Genomic DNA, 19480 nt, shown 5'->3' with positions numbered 1-19480 from the left:
CGTGAGCGATACTGACACCGCCAATGAGAGGCGTAACCGTCAGTGGAAACACAACGGAAATGGTCAGAGCCAAATATGATGTACTATTTAAGAAGAAAGTATATAATTTGCTCATAATATTTCCAGAGAAAATAATTGATTTTTTATCAATGTATATGAATTAAATCCACCATTCCAATAAAAAATAATTCTATTATAAAACTTAAATTACTAATAATTATATCAATAATATTGAATAAATACATTAAAATGAAATCGATATAATCATAAATATTGCGATTGAATCGGTATCTTCTCAATGGAGACAAATTCTACCAACACGTTCCTTGCGTTCCGCTCAAGCAGCTGTGATCGGTTATCGTCGCTGAGGCCGTGGTGCCGCCTGTCTTAGACAAACAGCATCTATGCAATCCATCCCGGCGCGAGCAGGAAGGTCGCCCGACGATGCAACACTGGGTAAGCGTCTCGTTGCAGGGTTGAAGAACCGGAAGCGTTGGAAGCCGAAAATGCCCGGCTCAAACTCCTTTTAAAGGAGCTGAGAAACCAACCTCGGAGAATTGCAGTGGCCGTCGCCAACTTCTTTTCGAAGATGATGGCCGGGCGTAGTGTCCTGATCTTTCAGCTTACCAGCGGATTTCGTCACCATCATAGGACAGGAAGGCCCCGGTTTTGGGAGCACCGGCGATTAACGCTCTCAATCCACACGCGCTGTTCTCCGCATTCACGACTGCTCCTTCACCGCCCATATCCGTCTTTACCCAGCCGGGGTGAAGTGCAATCACCTTTATGCCTTCGGCCCGAAGATCCAAGGCCAGTTGGGCGGTCGCCATGTTCAATCCGGCTTTAGAGCACCGATAGGCATAATCGTCGTCGTCATCGTCCAGCAGACCCTCTGAGATCGAGCCGGCCCGGCTGCTGATATTGGCAATCATCGGCTCCGTGCCACGCGCCAGGCAGTTCCGCAATGCGCGCGCTACCAGAACAGGGCCGAGCATATTTGTCCTGACGACTGCCATGAAATCATTCGGATCGAGCGGCGCAAGGCCAGCAATGCGACTGCGAACAGCCGCATTGTTGATGACAAGGTCCAGAGAACGCATGGCCAGACGATCACCAAGCGCTGCCACCGAAACCGGGTCAGCCGTATCGAGCGTCTGAAACTCGATACCTGAGGCGCATGACGTTTCAGGCGGGCGGCGACCGCAGGCGATCACACGCCAGCCATCCTTGGCATATTGCCGTGCCAGTTCGCGGCCAAGGCCGCGCGTGGCTCCGGTAATGAGGACGGTCCTGTGCCCGTTGTCAGCCAATCGCCGCGCTCCTCGTTTCAATATTTCCGTCCTGCCGTGCAATGAGGGCATAGACCTCGCCGGAATATTTGACGCGACGCTCCTGGGTTTTGAAATCGATATGAGTGATGCCGAACGGTGTCGTGTAACCAAAGGCCCATTCAAAATTGTCTGTCAGTGTCCAGGCGAAATAACCCCTCACCGGCACGCCGTCATCAATGGCTTTGGCCACCTGCTCCAGATGATCGACATAATATTTCGCTCGCAGATCGTCCCAGACACGCCCGTCCGGCCCCACATCTTCCGGCCGCGTTGCCACGCCGCTTTCGGAAATATAGATTTCCTTTGGCGCATAGCCGTCATTTACATAATGAAGAATGTCATAGATGCAGCGCGGCCAGACTTCATAACCAACTGCGGAATAGGTGCCTTCCGGCTGTACGCGACGATAGTTGAGCGGCGGCAGTTCGTCACCTGCCGCGATCACAGACCGGCGATAGATGTTAACGCCCAGATAATCGAGCGGCTCCGCAATCGTCTTGTTGTCTTCCGGATGGATGGGCGGCAGGAGATCGCCGTAAAGCTCCAACATGTCCTGCGGATAGGCGCCCTTGAAAACGGCATCTAGGAACCAGCGGTTCTGTGCACCATCGAAACGTTTCGCTGCCGCAACGTCGCGCGGATCGTCGCTGGCCGGTTCCGCCACGTTGAGATCGAACACAATGCCCACGGAGACATCCGTGCGTTCTGCACGAATGGCCTGAACAGCCTTGCCGTGGCCAAGCAGTGCATGATGGCTTGACGTGACCCCGCCCTTTACGCCATCAGCCAAGCCCGGCGCATCTTCGGCGCTGGCATGGCCTGACCAGCAGAAGGTCCATGGTTCATTGAGCGTCGTCCACTTCTTGACGCGATCACCGAAACTGCGAACGGCAACCGAGGCATATTCGGCCAGCGCATCCGCAGTCTCCCGAACATACCAGCCGCCCTTGTCCTGCAAGACCTGCGGCAGATCCCAATGATAGAGCGTCGCATAGGGTTCGATGCCCGCCTCCAGCAGATCGTCTATGAGGCGGTCGTAAAAGCCTATTCCCTTGGAATTGACCGCACCGTACCCCCCCGGCAAAATCCGGGTCCAGGCGAGGGAAAAGCGATAGGCTTTGAGGTCCATCGCTTTCAGCACCGCAATGTCCTCGCGCCAGCGATGGTAGTGATCGCAAGCAACGTCACCGCTGGACTGGTCGATGATGGCGCCCGGCTTTTTGCAGAACCGGTCCCAGATGCTCTCGCTCTTGCTGTCTTCATAAGGAGCGCCTTCGATCTGATAGGCCGAGGTTGCGGCACCAAAGGCAAAGTCATTTGGAAAGACCAGTCCGGAGGCGCGCTGCTGCAGGTCTTGGCGGGCTTTAACGATGTTTGTTGGCATCATATTTTCTCTCGATTGTGCTGACGAGACTGGCCGCAGCCAGCGTGAGGAGGATGTAGAAGATCGCAGCCGAATTATACGGCGCGAACGGCAGGAAGCTTGCTGACTGGAACTCGCGCATGCGCTGCGTGATATCCCGAATGGACAGGATCGACAGAAGCGACGTGTCCTTGAGAATAGCGATCAGCTCGTTGCCGAGCGGCGGAATGATGATACGGAAAGCCTGCGGCAGGATCACCAGACGGGCAGTCTGCCAGCCGTTGAGACCAAGGCTGCGCGCCGCCTCGATTTGTCCCCGCGGAATGGCGTTGATGCCGGAGCGGAAAATTTCCGCCAGATAGGCCGAGTAGGCCAACGCCATCGCCGCCACACCGCGAGCCATATTCGGCGGATCGATCACGCCCTGCGTGGCGTCCTTCAGTGCGCCACTCAAGGGCAGGCCGACATAGAGTACGATGACGAGCATGGGAATGCCCCGGATCGTATCCACGATGAATTCTGAGCCGATGGAGAGAGGATGACGGCGATGGATATGACCGCAAGCCGTCAGCAATCCGAGCGCAATGGCCAGAACGACGAAGGCAATGCCCGCCGACTTGTCGCGGTCGTTCAACGCTTCCGTCTGCCACAGGACAGGCACGTTCGCCGGGACTGAAGCCGCCGGAAGCAGAACCGCGCTGACATCCGCCTTCTTGCCAAGGGCGGCGAGCGCTTCAGGCGGACCGCGAAATGTGCGCAATGGCACTTCGTTTTCGGGACCATCGGGAAACTGGCCGTATCGCACCGTACCGATCATGCTCGATGGCGTGCCGGTTACCACGCCGATCTTGCCATCGAGGGTGCCGGCGAGCGTATAGGCCTGGCGCGGCTGAAACAGAAACCAGGCAGCCATGCAGGCCATCAGCAACGTCAGGCCGATGAAGATAAAGTCTCCCCGGCTGCTATATTGAAGCTTTTGCAGGCCAACCCAAAGCAGGGCCAGAAGCGCCGCAATGATATAAGCCGAAATGGCAGCCCGAATGGTCGTTGCAACCCCGGCGGCGAATGCCACATGCGCTGCAAAGAGGACAAGAAATAATCCAAGCCCGTTGATCGTTGCCAGCAGGATGAAACCCGCCTTGCGCGATCCCGACAATCCGTTCCCGGATCGCCCCGTCAGGCTCAGGAGCAGACCCAGAACGGTCGCACCGAGATAGCTCAACAGGATGATGAACCCGTACCGATCCATCGCTAGTGCCGCGGCCTCGGTAAGTCGCCGCGGTGTGACGCCTTTCACCACGAGATCGGACGTGAACGGATCGACCCCATTGGCCACAACCGAGTGCAGATAGGGATACACAACAGGTGTTGCCACGAGCGCGGCAGCCGACAGGAGATTGAGCGCCGCGCAAGGAATCCCCCAGCGCGTATTGTTCCTGCGCATGAACAACATCGTGGCAAAACCGGAGGCAAAGGCTGCGCAAAGCAGCACAAAACCCGGCACGAAAGCTGATGATCCCGGCTCGACGCCCAGGATAGCCAGAAGCGAACGCTGGTAGTCGTTTGAACTGGCGAAGAGATAGACGACAAATGGCAGTGCGGCGAGCACGATCATGTTGCTCGGACGCAAGCGCATCAAAAAATACATTTGAACCGTCTCCCGACCCTCTGGATGCGATGTTCCAGAGGCGTTGCGTGTGGGCCAAGGCCAACGGAGTTGGAGTCGTTGGAACTGCTCTATCTGTTTTGGCTATCCCGAAAACCGCCATGCGTTCTTCGGGATAGGCTCACCTTCTTGGTTTTGCGCATCATCTCGGCAGCACGTGCTTTACTTTCGCAGGTTCACCGCCAGAAATGTTCCGGACTATTTTGCGCCCCAATATTTGCTGATGAGAGCATCGAGCGTGCCGTCTTCCTTGATGGCCTTGATCCCTTCATTGAAGGCGGCAGCGGTTTCATCGCCCTTGCGGAAGACCAGCCCCAGCGGATCGGATTGCAGGTCGCGAATTGGAACGACGAGCTCGCCTGCGAATTCCTTTTCATAGGCGGGTGCATTGGCGCCGTTGATCACCACGCCGTCGACGTCCTTGTTCTTGAGCGCGATGACGGAGGCGCTGAAGCTGTCATAGGCAACGACATTATCCTTGCCGACAATACCCTCGGCTACCTGAGCGTCAGTCGTATTCGCCTGCGCCGACAGCTTTTTGCCTTTCGACTTGAAGTCATCAAGTGTCAGCCCATCATCTTCGGCACGCATCAAAACGGCCTGGCTGTTGATGATGTAAGGCTCGGAGAAATCCATCGCCTTCTTGCGTTCATCGGTAATCGAAACTCCGGATGCAACGAGATCGAAATTGCCCTGCTCCAGAGCCGCGAAAATGCCATCCCAGCCCGTGGTCACGAATTCCGCCTTGCAGTTAATCTTGGCGCAGATTGCATTCACCACGTCGACATCGAAACCGACGATCTGTCCCGTAGCCGGATCGACGCTTTCCATCGGCGGCGAGGTCGTGTCGGAACCGACCTTGAGCATTTTTCCCTCAAGATCGGCCGCATGTGCGGCGACAGAGGACATCAGCGCGAGCGCCAAAGTCAGGATTGTCTTTTTCATGTGTACTCCTCCCATTAGAACACTTTCGACGAATGCACGAAGCGGTTGCGCCTCTGAAACAGCATTGAAAGCTGTTCGCCGGAGCGGTTCCCGCCACCCCGTGAGAAGGCCAAACCGCTCTAGGAATTAAGCTTCCCGCCCAGATCGTCGGGCTGGCGCGCGACGAGCTCCGGACGAAAAACCTCCCTCAATTGCGCAGGGTCTTCCCCTCCCATACGCCGCAACAGAAATTCCCCCAGCCGTTGCCCCAACACTTCGATCGGCTGATAGAGGGTCGTGACCGGCGGAGTGAAATAGGCGCTGACATTGATGTCGTCATAGGCGATGACGTCGATGTCCTGCCCGACTTCCAGCCCCAGCGACCGCAATGCGGACAACACACCGAGCGTTGTCGATTCATTGACACAGACCAGCGCCGTCGGTGGATCACGTTCTTCCCGGAGAGCCAGCGCAGAATCGCGTCCGAAGCGTGTGGACAAGTCGCCGCCGATAACCAGATCGGTACATGGCGCAGCACCTGCCTCCGTGAAGGCACGCGTAAAACCATCGATCCTGTCGAGAGCATAGGAAAAACGCGCATCCGCATTCACCAGACCAATGCGCCGGTGCCCGCCAGCGATCAGTCGTGCAGTTGCGGCATGTGCGGCCCATTCATTGTCCACGTCGACATGGGCATAAACGAGCGATTTGCGGCATCTCCCCAGGGACACGAAAGGAAAGTCAGCCTCGACCAGCATGTCGATGCGCGCATCGTCGGCCAGAACGCCTGAAAAGATCAGACCATCGGCGAGGCTTTGATCGACGATGCGGCGCGTGATGGCACAGGCATCGTCAAAACTGCGATAGCCATAAACGGAAAGCTGATAATCGCTATCGTCGAGAATCTGGCTGAGACCGCTGAGAATCTGCGTATATTCGACACCGTCCCATTCATACCCTGCCACCGAATTCATCGGCATCAATACGGCGGCTTGATAGGTCTTGCCGGTACGCAACGCCATGCCACGGGCATTGGCCTGATAGCCAAGCTCGTCTGCAGCGGAGAGAATAATCTTGCGCGTCTCTTCCGTCACGACCGGCGAACCGTGCAATGCCTTCGAAATCGTCGCAATCGAATAGCCCGTGTGTTCCGCGAGCGTTTTGATCGTCGGTCGCACACGCGTTTTTATTCGGTCAATCGACCTCGACATTTCAAGCTCCCACAATCGTCATACCAAAACGGTAACAACATATAAAAACGTTTTCAAGAAAAATAAAAACGTTTTTATATCGGAGAATGTCTTGTGCCTGGCAAACAATCGGGGTGTCATTCAATTTGATTGAATCAGATCGGATTATTGGGTCGGTTTCGGCTGGGGCGGAAAAAACTTTAACGAAATAGTCCAATGATTTTCGACATCTATGATTGATTGGATATTGATAGATGCCATCCCGAGAGAACAAGAGGCTGTTTGAGATAATTTTCACGCCCGCAAATTCAATGGCTTACGTTTAGAAAATGCAAGCGGATCAAGAACCGTCGGCCTTAGCCCTGCGCAGTTTGGCCAACGCAAAGAGATACTCGGCTTTGCCCCACGTTGGCCAGATATATCTTTTCATCATACGACACACTACCGCAGACTTGGGTGTGTGTTCGCAAGACAGCGGGCGCATAATATGAGAACGGGAGGCTCTTCAGAAACAGTAAGGTGACCATCATGAAACCGTACTCACTATTCGTTGTTGCTGGATTGGCGTTAATGAATGCGACAATTGCTTATGCGGGTTCAAACACAGCATTACAAAGCACGTCCACATTACCATCGACTGATCCAGCAGAGACAATCGTCCATGTGGCAACGTCAGCGCAGCTGAAAGCCGCTAAGCCACTAGTCTGTCGATACAAGACTTGGCAAGATTGCATAGCAGCCTGCGGAACCTCGCTGTGCATATATTGCTCAGGCAATGGAAAATATGCCTGCGAAAAGGAGAAATGAGACGTGGTGCATGGGTGCGAACGGAATTGGGACGTACACAGCTCAGCATACGATCGAGCGCCCGGCAGCCAAGGACGACTTCCGTTCGCTAATTGGGGTCGGTTCCAGCAGAGGGTGAAATGATACGTATAGCTGTCTCAATTGAACCCGTTCGGATTTTCCAAACGTAAGCCATTGAATTTATTGACGTGAAAATTGTCCCAAACAGCCTCTTGGTCTCTCGGGATAGCATCTATCAATATCCAGCCACTTCATAAACGACAGAAATCATTGGACTATTTCGTTAGAGTATTTTTCGCCTCGCCGGAGCTGACGTCAGTATGCAACGAACGCCCGAGACGCTCGACTTCAAAAACCGAAACTCCGTAGCAACCTTCACTGGAAAAATAACTGCAACAGAATATGTAGGCGCTTCGGGATTCTAATAGACGCAGACCAAACTCCAACTGTAACTCCATAATTTAGACTGCTGATTTGTTCTATAATGTTTCACTATACATCACCGCCTCATGTTGACAAAAAAACTGTGTAATATTTTATTCATCCTGTTTCGATCTGTGAGAACCGATCAACACAAAGGGAGGACAGAATGGATATCAGGCCGTCTATCTTTGCCTGGACTTTGACTTGTTCGCTGGCAGTATCTGGCGTTGCATTTTCTCAAGAAACGCGCACGAAAGTCATTTTAGACGCGGATATGGTCGAGCTATTCGATGATGGCACCGCCATGCTTCTGCTGGAGCGCGCTCCTAACATCGACCTGCTGGGCGTAACCGTCGTTTCAGGAAACACGCCCATGCCAGCCGGTGTCGCCGCGGGCGCGCGACAACTGGAGGCGCTCGGCTCTGAGGTGCCAATCTACGAAGGCAGCCGTTACGGCATTCGCAACTGGCGAGGAAACAAAGCCACCCCGGAGGTGCTGGCGGCCGAACTGCAAATCAGCCCGATCACCGGTTGGGGCGGTTATCTGCGGCCGGATGCGGGCAATGAGATCGATGCCGATCCGACGGCAAAATGGTCCGACGTCTACAAGCATAAATATGGCGAGGCCCCATCCTATAAACAGGTGTATGGCCTGGATAATCCGGACTCGGATGGCAACAGAGACGCTGTGGATTTTCTCGTCGACACCGTCAACAAGTATCCCGGCCAGGTCAAGCTGGTGGCAATTGGTCCACTCACCAATATTGCACGCGCCATCCTGAAGGATCCGAGCTTTCCATCGAAGGTCGCTGAAATCGTCTATATGGGCGGCGCCTTCTACGTTCCGGGGAATTCGTCGGCATCGGCAGAGTTCAACTGGTGGGCAGACCCTGAAGCCGCCAAGATCAGTGTCAGGTCGAAATGGGGCGATCCGAATTCCGAATCCTTCAAGGCATATGGCAATCAGGTGATCTCCGGTCTGGAAGCCAATGAACATACGGGAGGAATGCCGGAGGACCTCTATCGGAAAATGGTCGACAACAGCCCTACCGGCATTCAGAAACTCTGGCTTGCACGCGAAGAACAGATCAAGGCACAAGGCGGAACCACATTCGGACCCGATAACGTCTGGGACCTGTTTGCGGCCGCCTATGTCATCGACCCGTCGATTGTCCTTGCCTGGAACAACGCCCCTCGCCCCAAGGATGGCGCAGCTGTACCTGCCACCGGCGTCTATGTCGACGTGAACACCGAGATGGGTCTCGACTATGGCCGAAGCCTTGCTTTCACCAACAATGATATAGGAGGCAATGCGGAGGCCAAACCGGGACCGGTCGGCACTCAGAAAGCCGCCATTCAGAACTACATCGATGAAGACAAATTCTGGAAAGAGATCGTCGTTCCGCTAACCACCGCTTCGAAGAATTAAAGCATGATCCGACCGATGCGAAACGCGGGTCGAAAAGATTTCTGCTTGTTTGGATAGTCTGCCTGCTCACAGGATTGCAGGCATCATAGAAGCAATCGAGGCGGCGGGAGCTAAACTGCGTCACCTGCCGCCTCATAAATTGGGTACGACTCGGCAAAACCTGACACCGGAGTTCCGGTGCCAGGCATTCATTCATCCTGAAGCAAGTATCCGATCAGAACTTGAAGGGCGTGCCCATGCATTTTGCCACTTCACGCTTGATGCAGTTATTATATTCGTGGGGCACCTCTCTCAACGGATAGCAAATGGTTCGCGCCGTTTGCCGGCACTCTTGTTGATTGCTACCATCGGCAATCTGCGCAAAAGAGCTATTCTGGGTTGATGTGTTCACAACTTGAACGCTCATATTGCTCATTTCTACCGCGAAAGCTCCGCCAGCTCCCCAAAGGATGGAAGCAATAACCAATGACATCAATGCAAATTTATTCATTGCAATCTCCCTTTTTAAAAATTCCATCATTACAATGGCATTAAATAATTCTGCAATTATACAATCATCGATTGATGATCATCAATTAGCTTAAAATGATTGATAAATAAAATTATATATATAAAAGATTATATACTCGTTCTATCTTTATTAATTCCTCCTCTTTTTATTTGACTTATATTGAACAAGTACATCTATCTTGAATAGAGTAATAATTTTCTAGATTATTATATACTGAAAATTAGCTGTACCAATATCAGTTTGCATCTCAGCGGCCCCATTTTTTTGCTTCACCGAACGTGTCTCGGCTTATGCGAAAGCAGCTGACCACCTGCCTAAGAACACGTTTGGCACCGGCATGTCCGCTCCGGTGCTGGCTATGTCTTCAGGAAAGAACGAAGAACTGATCAAATTGGCAGCCTCAGAACATCAAAAATTGCAGCTCCTGAAACGCCAAAATGATGACGACGCGATCCCGAGCAATCCGTTTGCAGCTGAACCAATAATCGATCTTCCAAACTCCCTATAAACAGGGCTATGATAGCCACTGTTTCTCGGATTGGGCATGTCGGCAAGCCATAATGAATCAGATCTCTTTTTCGACAGATATGATCGAAGATCAATTACGTAACGATTTTTGGCGTGAAGTTCTGAAGCCAATGTATGAAATCACATTGGATAGAGAAATACGAGATTATCAGCTTTTTGGCTTTGCAAGGGGCAGTGCGATCAGCTCTTCCCTTCAAATTGGCTCGACCCGTTTCAACACCCAAAACTATTGACGCACGCCTAAGATCGTCGCACATGGAGGTCTCGACCAATATATTCTCCAGCTCATAACCGCTGGGGATTTACGCGGCGATTTCAACGGCGTCGACGTCTGGGCCAAGCCTGGCGATATCGTCATCATAGATTTCACACAAACAGTTCAAAGCACGGCATATGAAGGAAGCCGCATCACCGTGATGCTTGCGCGCGACGAGCTGGAAAAGGTGGTTGGGTGGCGAAATCTGCACGGCGTCGTTCTGCGTGCCCATGAACCAATGACGCGTCTCCTGTTTGCTTATTTACAAGGACTGCACGACGTAGCCAGCAAATTGAGTGCGTCAGAGGTCTATTCGGCGCAAGAAGCGATGCTTTCTCTGTTGAATGCCAGCATCAAGGGCGATGCCATCGAAAGTGCAGCCGTGAACCTTACGATGCGTAAATGCATCCTCGCTCACATCAATGAAAACCTGAACAACCCCTCGCTCAGCCCCCAATCCATCATGCGAAACTTTCGCGTTTCTCGCTCACACCTCTATCGCGCCTTTGAACCCGATGGAGGCGTCGCCAAGGTCATTCGCGATAAGCGGCTCGACAGCGCATACCAAACGCTGGTGAGGCAGACAGGACCGTCGGCCTCGCTGAAAAGAATAGCCTATCAATGCGGTTTTAATGACGGCACACAATTTACGAAGGCATTCAAGGCGCGATTTGGATTGGTACCGAAGGACGTGGCGAAGTTCGGCGCACCATTGCTGACAAGCGCTCCCTACAATTTTTCCTACGCTCAACACTTGTCGGCCCAAGCAAAGAGAGCAGGGCTGACGAACGGACAGCCTATGCAGCTTGAAAGCATGAGCTTGGCATAACGGATCTCTTCGCAGCCAGAGATAGCAATGGCCATACGCAATGAAGCCGTTCCGCCAGCTTCTTCTCTTGCATAGCACTCCTGCGAGCATCGTCCTACCGAACACGCATAACCAATCAATCCTGTCGGCCACTTTCTATGATGTCGAGTCGCTCAGGTAATATATTGAAAAAATTAGCGGTTATAGAAAATACTAAAGCTAAATCCGCCTTAGATTTCGTCTGGCTGACAATGGTTTTCGCTGTTCTGGGAAGGGTATGTGGCGCGTCGCGATGCGTTGAGCTGACAGCGCAGGAGCAATCTCCTTGACGATTCCGATGCTAACCCGATTTGGTTAAGAAATCTATCCCCCAGAGATGAAAAGCCCCACAGACTGAAAGATGGGAGGCGCTGGTTTGCACCATCGTGGGAGAAAGGCCGTGGTCATTGAAACCAATGATCGGAAGCCGAAAAACGAGCTCGACATCAAAATTGGAACCGAGCCGTAACGAATCCGGCCTCTAACTTTCAGAAAAAAACCACCGCCCCTCCCCTCTTCGAGCTTCCGTCGTTAGATCGCCGGAGCCACCGGCGCACCTTCTATCGTTCCGCAATTGCGCGTTTCGTATTCGCTCCGTCTCATCTGCAGGAGGTCATGTGAAGCGGGCCGGAATAAAGCCGTTAGCGAAATCATCCCGTCATAAAATGAGTATGTCACCTTCCTTGTACTTTCCAACGGCGGTTATCGGCCTGGTCAAAACCATTCAGGACAACCCTCAGCACGGGAAAAGCGCAGAAGACATGCTTCGCTCCGAACAACATACGCGTTGGTAACGCCCCATATTTCCGTTCTGTATAATCTGTCTTTTCTCGAGCTAGGATCCGAGCAGAACCACTCCGTCCGACGGGTTCAAGCAGTGCCAATTTATCATTTCGGCGTCGGAATGATGTTTGATAAACTACACCTTCAGAGAATCAGCCCGGCGCCTCCAGCAACAGAAAAGCCGCCTCATTCCCTTGTGGAAACAGACTCTTCTCAATTGAAATTTCCAGATGGAGGAGACCTTTGAATCATAGACTGCCGTCTAAAATCAATATTATCATACAAAAACAAATAGATAGGTTATCTTCAGCCGAATCGATAAAATTTTGTTTAGTTTTACTCTTGGCGCTAACTCTTTGTTAATTCGGTCGCCTCTTGCGATAGAATAAGAATCGGACATAATGACGGTATTTAGGCGGTATTAGTTCCAGTGCCGTCACTAGGGATCCCAAGTAAATGAATATCGCAAATCCAGCAGCAGCTTTGTCGTTTGACGACATGATACTATCGCAAGGGCGCGAGATTTCTCGCAAGCTCAATCTGCTGCGTCACGAAAACTTTCCGCCAGATGCGCGCAAAAATATGCTGCGCCAGTTTTCGATGGCCGAGGCTGCGTACTTCCTTGGTGTCTCCCCCAGCAATCTCAAGAAACTACATCTGGAAGGTAAAGGTGTCGAGCCGACCATTCTGACAGGTGGCCGTCGCGCCTATAGTGTCGAACAGATTCAGGAGCTGCGCCAGTGGCTTGACCAGAATGGTCGCGCTGAGGTGAAGCGCTACGTTCCGCATCGTCGCGGCAATGAGAAGCTTCAGGTCATCGGCGTCGTCAATTTCAAGGGCGGCTCGGGCAAGACGACAACGGCTGCACATCTGGCGCAACACATGGCCCTGACCGGTCATCGCGTACTTGCAATCGATCTCGACCCGCAGGCTTCGCTATCGGCTCTGCATGGCATTCAGCCGGAGCTCGATGAGTTTCCGTCGCTCTATGAAGCTATTCGTTACGATTCCGAAAGGAAGTCCATCCGTGAGGTCATTCGCCGGACGAATTTCCCCGGCCTCGATATTATTCCAGCCATGCTGGAGCTGCAGGAATATGAGTATGATACCCCGCTTGCCATGCAGAATGGCGGCGAGGGCAAGACTTTCTGGAACCGCATCGCGCAGGCTCTCGCCGATGTGGATGGTGACTATGATGTGGTAGTCATCGACTGCCCTCCCCAGCTCGGCTATCTGACGCTGACGGCGCTATCTGCCGCAACATCCGTCCTGATTACCGTTCACCCGCAGATGCTCGACCTGATGTCCATGTCGCAATTCCTCCTGATGCTCGGCGACATTCTGAAGACCGTTCGTCAGGCAGGTGGTGCGGTGCAACTCGATTGGTTCCGCTATCTGATCACCCGTTACGAGCCGACCGACGTTCCGCAAGCGCAGATGGTCGGTTTTATGCAGAGCATGCTCGCCTCGCACATGCTGAAGCACCAGATGTTGAAATCAACCGCGATTTCCGATGCTGGTCTGACCAAGCAGACGCTTTACGAGGTCGAGCGTTCATCGATGAATCGCGGCACCTATGATCGCGCCATGGAAGCCATGGAAGCGGTTAACGCTGAAATTCGCGGCCTCATTCACGAGGCATGGGGGCGTTAGACTGCCGTCTAAAACGGCAAATATTGAATAAAATCAGGTCTCTGACCGGTTTGAGGACATGAGAATGGCAAGAAAGAACATCTTCGAAAGCGTTATGCGGGACGAACCGGCGGCCGAACAAGCCTCACAGTCGGTCGAAAACGTATCGCGCCGGTTCGGTGCCGCCAAGTCTCTGTCCGCTTCAATTGACGAGCTGGCAAAGCAGGCAGCCCAGAAGCTTGATGGCGAAGCCATTATCGAGCTTGATCCCGCCAATCTTGATGTCTCCTTCGTGGCGGACCGTCTGCCTGAAACGGATGACGAAGAATATCAGGAACTTCTGGATGCCATTCGCGAGCGTGGTCAGGACAGTCCTATTCTCGTTCGTCCGCATCCCGAGACCAGCGACCGCTATATGATCGTTTTCGGTCATCGGCGCGCGCGGGTTGCCAGAGAGCTTGGCATCAAGGTCAAGGCGGTTATCAAGCCTCTCGCCGATCTGGAACATATTCTGAGCCAGGGCCAGGAAAACTCCGCACGCGCCAATCTGAGCTTCATTGAGCGTGTTTTCTTCGCGGCGCGTCTGGAATCACTTGGCTTTGAGCGTGAAGCCATACAGGCAGCATTGACAGTCGATTACCAGACCTTGTCGAAGATGCTGACCATTCCGAAGGCTATTCCGGAACATATTCTTCTGGCTATCGGTCCGGCCAAGGGCATTGGTCGTGACCGCTGGTTGGAACTGCGTAAACTGATCGAGATCCCGGGCAGAAAAGATGCTGCAGAAGAGCTTCTGGTGACATCAGCGTTTGAAAACGCGTCGTCCGTCGATCGTTTTGAGCAGCTTTACGGCTATCTGAAAGGCGGCAAGCAGAAGAAGCCTGTTACCAAGGCGGCTCTGCGTCCTGGCACCAGCTGGACAGCTTCTGACAAGACGGTCAGTGCAGTTATCAAACAGAATGGCAAATCGGCTACATTGGCGCTCAGTGCAGCCAACGGGCCTCGTTTTGCCGATTGGCTTTCTCGTAATCTGGATGAACTTTATGCGTCGTTCCAGAACGAGGAGAAGTAAGTAAGTGTAACGAACGGCGGCGGTTGCCACGGTTCGACTGTGTAGAGCATGTCTCCCGAAAGTGGGAACCGGTTTCGGGGTGAAGACATGCGTAGAACAAAGAAATAGAGCATTTCCAGTGCGTTCAACAAACAGGAAATGCTCTAGCGTTCAATAGTAAGTGTGTTTGCGTCGAAACTGTTCAGGAAGAGGAACGAGACAGCAAAAGAAAAAGGCCCCCAAACGTCGCCGTGTGGAAGCCCTTCTCATTGGTTTAGCAGCTAGAGAATCGCAAATCCACGAATCACTGTCAAGTGTAATTAGCGTCATTTCGGCGGGTGGATTTCTTTTGCCTTGTGGAAGGTGAAAGAAAATGGAGATTCAATTGGCCTCGACGCCGTTTGGCAGTCGAAGGATGACGTTTGCCTTGTTGGCAAGTCAACAGAACACACAGCAAATCGCACCGGGAACGGTTGCCGATAAGTGGCAACTGCATCGCTGGCTGTGCGAAGCAAAGACGCAGTTCGGCCTGAATGATCGTTCTCTGGCGGTTCTTTCAGCCCTGTTGTCATTCTATCCGGAAACGGAACTGAATGCGCAGAACAGCCTGATCGTGTTCCCGTCCAACAAGCAACTGGCATTGCGCGCCCATGGCATGGCCGATGCAACCTTGCGCCGTCATCTGGCAGCGCTGGTTGATAGCGGTTTCATCCATCGTCAGGACAGCCCGAATGGTAAGCGCTATGCACGCCGTGCCAAAAGTGGAGACGTGCAGATTGCATTCGGCTTTTCACTGACACCGCTGCTGGCACGTGCTTGTGAACTGGAAGCGGCTGCTGAGCAGGTGAGGGCAGAAAAGACAGCGTTGCGTGAAATGCGCGAACGCCTGACATTGCTGCGCCGCGACATTACCAAGCTTGTTGAATTCGCCACACTGGAAGAACTGGCCGGAGACTGGGAAGACATCCATCATCGTTTCCGCCTGATTGTCGACAGCATTCCGCGTCGTGCAGACTATGAAGAACTGGCAGCTCTGGTCGGATCCATGCAGTACATTCGTGCGGAAATCGATAACGCGTTGAAAATTCATGAAAATGTTCAAAATTCGCGCGCCAATGAATCTCAAAATGAGCGGCAGCAAATTGAATCGAATCCAGATTCCCATTTTGAAAAGGCAACGCCTGAATTTATCGACCAGCGCATCAATGAAATCACCAGCGCTCCGTTTGAACCCACGGTTTCGCTCGACATGGTGCTCCGTTCCTGTCCCGAGATCACGGCCTATACGATTTCATCCATCCGACATTGGCAGGATTTGGCCAATACAGCAGAGAAAGTACGCTCTTTCCTCGGGATCGATGGAAAGCTCTACGATCTCGCAAAGAAAACGCTGGGAACTCACAATGCATCGATCGTGATCGCTTATATCCTGCAGCGCTATGAGCAAATCCAGTCCGCTGGCGGCTATTTGCGAATTCTGACGGAAAAGGCTGCCAACGGCTCGTTCTCGATCAGACCAATGCTTATGGCTGCCCTGAATGGACAAAGTCGTTAACCATAAAGCCCAGTCAGCGTGACAAAACCAAACGGCTATTTAGGTTTCGTATCGTTCATGAAGTTCAAGGAGATCAAGCTATCCAGTATAGGCCGGAAAACAGACAAGGAAGATAAAGCTCGGCCGGCGCGGATTGTTCGGCTGCGCTTTTCACTGATCTCACGGGTTACATAGCCACTGATATTGGCGCCTCGCAACGGCAATTGCGGTTAAGACTATATAACTCGCGAAAGACTGGCGCTTTGAAGCTTTATGCAGTTGCTAGGTCTGGTCTTAGTCCAGTGCCTGAAAGCGGCGGCGACGTGAACGGCGGCGAGGGCGCAATGTGTTCAGGTCTTGTGTTTGATCGACCTTATGACGCGGGGGAGGCGAAAGAAGGCGCATGATGAAGAGGATGCAGCACCCGATGGTGAATATCCAGAATATCTCATCGGTGAGATCGTTGATCATGACGCAATCCAGAGCAAACCGCTTGTCCGTTTCCGTGACGCGCGAAACAATATTCCGAGATAAATACCGTCTTGCGAAACCAGGGCCAAGTCACGAAGCCGTGCTTTATCGCCGCGCCGTTGGTATCGCGACACCGCACTCCTGTGGATGGCTGGCAGGCGCTGGTCGCGAAACTCGCACTGATCTGCGATAGGTTGGTCATGCTGCCTTTTTCAATCCATTGTTCCGGCCCGATCCTCGCGGCTGAATTCCCAGACAGGCAAAACATCCTGAGCTGGTCTCTGACACGTCCGGGGTTCGTTTCGGCGTGCTCCGTCGCCTGGCTGGAAGTACGCAATGACGATCTGACGTTGGAAGTGGACCCGATGCTTATGCTGCAGGAGAAACTGGCCGAAGCCGGTTACGGCGGAGCGGTGCAGATGATGACATCGCGCAGCGTACAGAAGCACCATGTTGCGACGCGACGCTCCGGCGAAACGCACGCCGCCTGTCTTGCCACTGTCGGCCTGTCGAATGCGGGGAGGGTGGGGGAACTCACACAGATGAAGATGCCCGTTGGAACGATCAATCTTCTGGTTCACATCGACAAGCCATTGTCGGTCGCAGCCTATATAGAGGCGATGTCGATTGCTGCCGAGGCCCGCACCACTGCCATTATCGAACTTGGCCTAATTGTCGGCGGTAAAGCCGCAACAGGGACTGGAACGGATTGCATCGCCGTTTCCGCTCCACACGGGCAGGCGGGAGAGGCAGCATCATATGCGGGTTTGCATACGGATATCGGCGCCGCCCTCGGTGGCGCTGTTTATGACGCGGTGTCCGAAGGCGGCAGGCTCTGGATGAAAGAGCAGGGTTTTTAATCGGTCAGGCTTCGGCTGCTGCCTCTTTCGGCTTCAGGCGCAGGATAAGCGGAACCAGAACAAGGGCAACGATCGGGAAGACGAGCCAGTTGATGGTTTCCCAGCCTGACGAATGCAGCAGCGACCCTGCAAAGAACGAAGCGCAGGCCACTGTACCAAACATGATGAAATCATTGGCGCCCTGCGCCTTGCCGCGTTCAGCTGGCGTGTGGCAGTCGGTCACCATGGCAGTCGCGCCAATAAAGCCGAAATTCCAGCCGATACCGAGGAAGATCAGCGCACCCCAGAAATGACCGACATCAAAGCCTCCCAATGCAATAATGGCGGAGAACGCGATCAAAACCAGACCGAGCGCGGTGATCTTTTCCTTGCCGAAACGGGTGATGAGCTTTCCGGTGAAGAAGCTTGGCGCGAACATGGCAAGCACATGCCACTGGATGCCAAGGGCCGCATGATCGACGGAATGGCCATGGCCGACCATGGCGATGGGCGCTGCCGTCATCACGAAAGTCATCAGCGCATAGGAACAGACGCCAGCAGCCACGGAAAGGATGAAGCGCGGTGAACGGAGAATTTCGCCCAGCGGGCGGCCTGTATCATGGATAGCGTTCGGATCTTTCCGGACCTTCGGTGCGCGCAGCATGAAAAGGACGGGGAGGGCGAGAAGCCCAAGAACAGCCTGGCTGAGGAAACTGCCAGCAAACATCGCATCCGGAATGGTATCGCGTGTCCAGATGACGAGCTGTGGCCCAACGATTGCCGCAACGAGCCCACCCACCATGACCCATGATATGGCGCGCGCCTTCATGTCGCCCGTTGCCGCATCGGTCGCGGCAAAGCGATAGCTCTGGACATAAGAGGCGTAGAAACCGGCAGTCAACGTTCCGAGACAGAAGACGAGGAATGAGGCGGCAAAAATACCTGCAGCTGCGATCACACCTGCCGCAGCGCCGACAAGCGCGCCCAGCATATAGGCATTGCGGCGTCCGAACTGGCGCATGAAGAAAGCGGCAGGCAGTGTGCCAAGCGCAAGGCCGAGATTGAACAGGCTGACGGGCAGCGTGACGAGTGCTGGATCGGAAGACAGTTTCTGGCCCACCAGACCGCCAAGCGAAATCACGATAGGCGGGCTGGAAGCGCCCAGTGCCTGTGCAATCGTCAGGATAACAATATTGCGTCGTGCAGCCGTCGCGTCGGTCATAACCAACCCCTCAATCGATAAACCGGGATGGTTTTATCTGAAAGCGTATTTACCGGCAAAATTATTCTACAGCTGGTTAGAACATTTTCTGGCCGGGTCAGCTATAGCGTTTCAAACATGAGATGGATGTGACGACACATCCGGGTTTGGGAGGATATTTGGCAATTAGCCCATAATATTATTCGTCCAGTGCTCCGATAGAGACATTGCAGGCGGTATTGACGCCATGATCGTCAGCGTATTGAAAGTAAATTGTACCATTCATCGTGGGCAGAGGGCCGCTATGTGGCGGTTTTGATCGCCCAACATAATCTGATGAGAAGCCAGCTTCATATGTGCCATCCGGCTTTGTAACTATAGTGCTTTCGTCAATACCGAACTGCGCAGTTAAAAGCTCTGTCGAATTATCGGAATATATATTTACCTCTCCGGAAAAACCTTGTCCGTTATTGGTTAGTGTCACCAAAACATACTCGTGATCATCGCCATTCATGACCAAGAATCCGGGCTTCAATGAGATTTCAATAGCCATTCTTCACCTATATACTTGCTGAAGAGCGAATATATCTCAAATCTGGAATGAAATTATACTGACAGAGTAGGCAGAGTTGGGCTGCTGGTCTATCAGTTTGAATAATTATCGCATCAGCGATGCGCGTCTTCACTCATACAA

General features: G+C 53.1%; 14 protein-coding genes and 1 pseudogene. 6 read left to right on the top strand and 9 right to left on the bottom strand.

The window, feature by feature from the left end; genetic code table 11:
• Positions 1–623 precede the first annotated feature (623 nt).
• The 5 genes from AC1RHM_RS06790 to AC1RHM_RS06770 all read right to left on the bottom strand — a co-directional run bounded on the left by AC1RHM_RS06790 (position 624) and on the right by AC1RHM_RS06770 (position 6495).
• Positions 624–1310 carry an SDR family oxidoreductase gene (locus tag AC1RHM_RS06790; RefSeq protein WP_029928623.1) on the bottom strand — a complete coding sequence of 229 codons (687 nt, stop codon included), beginning with the start codon at positions 1308–1310 and terminating at the stop codon, positions 624–626.
• On the bottom strand, positions 1303–2718 hold the full coding sequence (locus AC1RHM_RS06785; RefSeq protein ID WP_226622696.1) for a GH1 family beta-glucosidase: 1416 nt from the start codon (positions 2716–2718) through the stop codon (positions 1303–1305). Before AC1RHM_RS06785 ends, AC1RHM_RS06790 begins: the two co-directional genes overlap by 8 nt.
• Positions 2696–4342: an amino acid ABC transporter permease gene (locus tag AC1RHM_RS06780; protein ID WP_151612848.1), complete on the bottom strand. Its 1647-nt coding sequence runs from the start codon at positions 4340–4342 to the stop codon at positions 2696–2698. The genes AC1RHM_RS06785 and AC1RHM_RS06780 overlap by 23 nt, the downstream gene beginning before the upstream one ends.
• 216 nt (positions 4343–4558) lie before the next feature.
• Complete coding sequence (locus tag AC1RHM_RS06775; protein WP_010660528.1) at positions 4559–5305, bottom strand: transporter substrate-binding domain-containing protein; 747 nt, start codon at positions 5303–5305, stop codon at positions 4559–4561.
• Positions 5306–5424: 119 nt separating this feature from the next.
• A complete protein-coding gene (locus AC1RHM_RS06770) occupies positions 5425–6495 on the bottom strand; it encodes a LacI family DNA-binding transcriptional regulator (RefSeq protein WP_125334662.1) in 1071 nt (356 codons plus the stop codon).
• A 1375-nt stretch (positions 6496–7870) separates the two neighbouring features.
• Here AC1RHM_RS06770 and AC1RHM_RS06765 point away from each other — a divergent pair.
• Positions 7871–9133: a nucleoside hydrolase gene (locus tag AC1RHM_RS06765; RefSeq protein WP_029928631.1), complete on the top strand. Its 1263-nt coding sequence runs from the start codon at positions 7871–7873 to the stop codon at positions 9131–9133.
• A gap of 214 nt (positions 9134–9347) precedes the next feature.
• Here the strand turns inward: AC1RHM_RS06765 and AC1RHM_RS06760 are convergent, their stop codons facing one another.
• Complete coding sequence (locus tag AC1RHM_RS06760) at positions 9348–9623, bottom strand: hypothetical protein (RefSeq protein ID WP_029928633.1); 276 nt, start codon at positions 9621–9623, stop codon at positions 9348–9350.
• Between the two features lie 578 nt (positions 9624–10201).
• Here AC1RHM_RS06760 and AC1RHM_RS06755 point away from each other — a divergent pair.
• The 4 genes and pseudogenes from AC1RHM_RS06755 to repC all read left to right on the top strand — a co-directional run bounded on the left by AC1RHM_RS06755 (position 10202) and on the right by repC (position 16296).
• Positions 10202–11257 (top strand): annotated as a pseudogene (locus tag AC1RHM_RS06755) (helix-turn-helix domain-containing protein).
• A 1257-nt stretch (positions 11258–12514) separates the two neighbouring features.
• Positions 12515–13711, top strand: a complete 1197-nt coding sequence (gene repA / locus AC1RHM_RS06750) for a plasmid partitioning protein RepA (protein WP_012093718.1) — start codon at positions 12515–12517, stop codon at positions 13709–13711.
• 64 nt (positions 13712–13775) lie between these two features.
• Positions 13776–14762 (top strand): plasmid partitioning protein RepB, encoded by a 987-nt coding sequence (gene repB / locus AC1RHM_RS06745; RefSeq protein ID WP_151612846.1) that lies wholly within the window; start codon positions 13776–13778, stop codon positions 14760–14762.
• A 352-nt stretch (positions 14763–15114) separates the two neighbouring features.
• On the top strand, positions 15115–16296 hold the full coding sequence (gene repC, locus AC1RHM_RS06740) for a plasmid replication protein RepC (protein ID WP_151612844.1): 1182 nt from the start codon (positions 15115–15117) through the stop codon (positions 16294–16296).
• 273 nt (positions 16297–16569) lie between these two features.
• On the opposite strand, the gene AC1RHM_RS06735 is transcribed toward repC, so the two are convergent.
• Positions 16570–16746, bottom strand: coding sequence for a hypothetical protein (locus AC1RHM_RS06735; protein ID WP_166942402.1), 177 nt, complete (start codon positions 16744–16746; stop codon positions 16570–16572).
• 200 nt (positions 16747–16946) lie between these two features.
• On the opposite strand from AC1RHM_RS06735, the gene AC1RHM_RS06730 reads away from it, so the two are divergent.
• Positions 16947–17606 carry an adenosylcobinamide amidohydrolase gene (locus AC1RHM_RS06730; RefSeq protein WP_029928645.1) on the top strand — a complete coding sequence of 220 codons (660 nt, stop codon included), beginning with the start codon at positions 16947–16949 and terminating at the stop codon, positions 17604–17606.
• 4 nt (positions 17607–17610) lie between these two features.
• Here the strand turns inward: AC1RHM_RS06730 and AC1RHM_RS06725 are convergent, their stop codons facing one another.
• Both AC1RHM_RS06725 and AC1RHM_RS06720 read right to left on the bottom strand, forming a co-directional pair.
• Positions 17611–18807 carry an MFS transporter gene (locus AC1RHM_RS06725; RefSeq protein WP_029928647.1) on the bottom strand — a complete coding sequence of 399 codons (1197 nt, stop codon included), beginning with the start codon at positions 18805–18807 and terminating at the stop codon, positions 17611–17613.
• A gap of 178 nt (positions 18808–18985) precedes the next feature.
• A complete protein-coding gene (locus AC1RHM_RS06720) occupies positions 18986–19339 on the bottom strand; it encodes a hypothetical protein (protein ID WP_029928650.1) in 354 nt (117 codons plus the stop codon).
• Between the last annotated feature and the right edge of the window lie 141 nt (positions 19340–19480).

The organism is Brucella sp. GW823-FHT04E01, from assembly GCF_058796175.1.
Note: the sequence above shows the minus strand (reverse complement) of the source record. Positions and strands in the feature narration are given on the sequence as shown.